The 3265-nt window shown below is 76.6% G+C and carries 2 protein-coding genes and 2 riboswitches; of the genes, one reads left to right on the top strand and one right to left on the bottom strand.

Going from position 1 to position 3265, the window contains the following annotated elements:
* Positions 1-972, bottom strand: a 972-nt coding sequence (locus R7226_RS31130) for a carboxypeptidase-like regulatory domain-containing protein (protein ID WP_318601444.1), incomplete at its 3' end; no start/stop codon positions are given.
* 25 nt (positions 973-997) lie between these two features.
* Positions 998-1168, bottom strand: a riboswitch (cobalamin riboswitch).
* Between the two features lie 68 nt (positions 1169-1236).
* Positions 1237-1428, top strand: a riboswitch (cobalamin riboswitch).
* A gap of 72 nt (positions 1429-1500) precedes the next feature.
* Between R7226_RS31130 and R7226_RS31125 the strand changes: the two genes are divergently transcribed.
* On the top strand, positions 1501-3265 hold a 1765-nt coding region (locus R7226_RS31125), incomplete at its 3' end, for a hypothetical protein (protein ID WP_318601442.1).

The following is a 3265-nucleotide window of genomic DNA, read 5'->3' as shown; positions in this document are numbered from 1 at the left end:
ACGACCCGACTTGACCGGCGTCGCGTCCGGCTGGGGCGTGGCGCCGGGCGGCGGCCCAGGCGGCTGGGGCGCCGGCGGCGTCGGTGCGGGCGGTGTCGGGCGCAGCCGCTCCGGCACGATCGGCTGCTGGCTCGGCGGGCTGCCGGCGCAGCCCGCGCCCGGCACCGCCTCGACGCAGACGTCGACGCTGTTGGAGGCGATCGCGGCCGGCCGGCCGCTCGGGGCGAGCCCGCCCGCCCGCGCCTTCAGCCGCTGCCAGCCGGGCACGGCGAACGTCACCGTCGCGCGGCCGTCGGCGTCGCTGGCGGCGGTGGCGACCACCCCCGCCGCCGGCTGCCCGCCGGCGTCGACCGCCGTGACGAGCGCCCCGGCGTAGGGCGGGCCGCTCGTCTGGTCGCTCTCGGTGCTCGATCTCGTCGCGGTGACCGTCACCGTCAGCGGCTGGCCGAGCGCGACGGTCGCCGGCACGTTCGCGCCCGCCGGGCCGTCGAGCCACAGGAACGGCCGCGCGCTGAAGGCGTCGTTGACCCACAGCACCTCGTCGCCGCCGCGGACCTGGAACTGGCAGCCGCCGACGGGCGTGAAGACGCGGTTGACGAGGATCCCCCACCAGTGGTCGCCGCCGTCCCGCTCGGCCCCGAAGCGGGTGATGAAGTAGTCGTCGAAGCCGGGCGTCCAGGTGCCGTCGAAGCCGTGCCCGAGCGACTCGATCGCATCGACGGCGGCGGCGGTCGCGGTCGGTCCGGGGGCCGGGTTGGCGCCGAGGTTGGTCCCGTCGCAGCGGCGCGCCGCTCTGTCGGAGGCCGCCTGCAGCGTGCGGCCGTCGGTCCGCACGACGCGGTCGAAGAGGGTGCCGGCGACGCCTTCGACGCGGACGCGCACGTCGGCTGGTGCGGCGAGCGCGGGCACGGCGGTGCCGGCGACGATCGGAAGCGTGAGCGCGACGGCAAGCGTCGCATGGGGGATGCGCATCTCGGCCCCTTTCCACGAGGGCGTTCGACGTGTCGGATCGGCGGCAGGTCTCCTGGCTTCCGAGCTGACCCGTCGCGCCTTCCCAGGCGGTTGCCCAGTGGCTGCGTCGTCGCGTGCGACGGGCGGTCCTCGGTCACAGTGGCGGGCCCGCGCCGGTCTTGCACCGGCTTCCCGAACCGCCCATCCCGAATATGTGGCGCGGCAGCCTAGCGCAGCCCAGACCGGCACGCGCCCGGCTCGACCCACGCGGCACCCGATCGGCGTCGCCGGCTTGACGGGCGCGCTAGCGTTCTCGGCGCTCACGAAAGCGGGGAACTCCGGTGTGAATCCGGGGCTGTCGCGCAGCGGTGTGGGTGACGATCGGATCGCAGGTCCACTGAGCCGGAAGACGGCTTGGGAAGGAGATCCGAGAGGTCGAACCCGAGCCCGAAGACCCGGTGAGCAGAACATCCGCCTCGCGATCAAGGCGGCTTCTCTCACGCGTCTTCGACCCGTGCGTGTCGCCGCCCTCAGGACAGGAGCATCGACATGCAACGAAGGGTCCGCGGACCCCGCGTCGCGGCGTGCCTCGCGGCCGCCGCGCTGACGTTCGCGTGCGCCGTCACGGCCGCGCTGAGCAGCGCTGCCCCGGCGCGCGCCGCAAGCGACACCGAGGTCGCCGCCGCCGTGCAGCGCGCGGTCGCGTGGCTGCACGGGCGCCAGCACGCCGACGGCTCCTTCGGCGTCAACAGCGGCCTCGACCCGGCGTGGGCGCTGCTGGGGATCGCGGGCGCCGGCGTCCACCCGGCCGACCTGCGGCACGTCCCCGCCGGCGGCGGCGCGGCCGGCCCCAGCGCCCAGGACGGCCAGCTGCAGGTCTGGACCGTCAACGACCCGGCCGACTGGTGGGCCTTCACCGACGAGCAGGCGACCGACTGGGAGCGGGCGATCCTGCAGGCGCACGCAGCCGGCCTGCACGCGACGCGGCTGTCGCCGCAGCGCAACATGCTCGCCGGCCTCGCGGCCTGGTACCGCGACGGCTGGTTCACGTCGCAGACGTCGGTCCTCAACCACACGATCTTCGGGCTGCTGGCGCTGTCGGCGCTGCCGGTCCCCGACGCCTTGCGCGAGCGGACCGCCCGCGTCGTCGAGCGCAACCAGCACGACGACGGCGGCTACACGAGCTACCCCGCGACCGACCCGGCGACGAGAGCCGGCCGCAGCGACGTCGACTCGACCGGCGCGGCGATCGGCGCGCTCTGCGCCGCCGGCCGCACGCCCGCCGACAGCTCGGTCGCGGGCGGGATCTCCTTTCTGCGCACGACCCGCGCTCAGGGAGGCGCGATCGGCAACGTCAACTCGACCAGTTGGGCGCTCGACGGGCTCGGCGAGTGCGGCATCCGCCGCGGCGCCGCCGGCTGGACCGCGGAGGACGAGAAGACCGTCGACTGGCTGCTCGCGGCGCAGGCGACGAGCGGCCCGGACGCCGGCGCCTGGACGGTCAACGGCAGCGCCAACGAGTACGCGACCGCGGACGCGCTGCGGGCGCTGAGCGCCGCGGCGTTCGTCGTCGGCGCGCCGCCGCGGGCGAACCCGGCCGATCCGCGGCTGCGGCCGGTGCCGGACGACGCCGACGGCACGGTCGTGCCGGTCGCGCTGGTCGTCGACCCCGGTCACGGCGACGCCCGCCTGTGCGCGACCGACGCGCCGGTCGGGGCGACGGTCGCGCAGCTGCTGGAGGCCGCGCGGCTCAGCTCGCGCCCGGCCGGCTGCATCGCGTCGCTGACCTTCTCCGGCGGCCTGCTGAAGCAGCTCGACGGGATCGGCGTGACCGGCGCGGGCGGCTGGAGAGCGTCGCTGCACGGTGGCGCCGAGAGCGCCGCCGGGCCGCAGCGGGTCGGCTTCGGCGACATCGTCGCGGTGCGGCTGGAGGACCACTCGCCGCTCCAGTTCGACGTCTCCGCGATCGCCTTCGGCGCACAGCCGGAGGGCTTCCTCGGCGCGCCGCGGGCGGCGACGCTGCGCAACGTCGGCGACGTGCCGGTGCGGGTCGCGGCGCTGCGCGTCGGCGGCGAGCACGCGGGTGACTTCGTGCTCAGCACGCAGGAGTGCGTCGGCGAGACGCTCGCGCCGGGCGAGCAGTGCGGCGTGCGGCTGCGCTTCGGGCCGGGCGCGGGCGGCGAGCGGCGCGCGCTGCTGAGCGCACGGCTCGACGGCTTCGACTGGCGCCCGCAGCTGGCGCTGTCGGGAACGGGCGGGCCGCTGCCGAGCGGACCGCCCGGCGGCGCGGGGGGCATCGGCGCTGCGGGCGCCG

Source organism: Conexibacter stalactiti, from assembly GCF_033542075.1.
In the GTDB taxonomy this organism is placed as follows: Bacteria; Actinomycetota; Thermoleophilia; order Solirubrobacterales; family Solirubrobacteraceae; genus Conexibacter; species Conexibacter stalactiti.
Note: the sequence above shows the minus strand (reverse complement) of the source record. Positions and strands in the feature narration are given on the sequence as shown.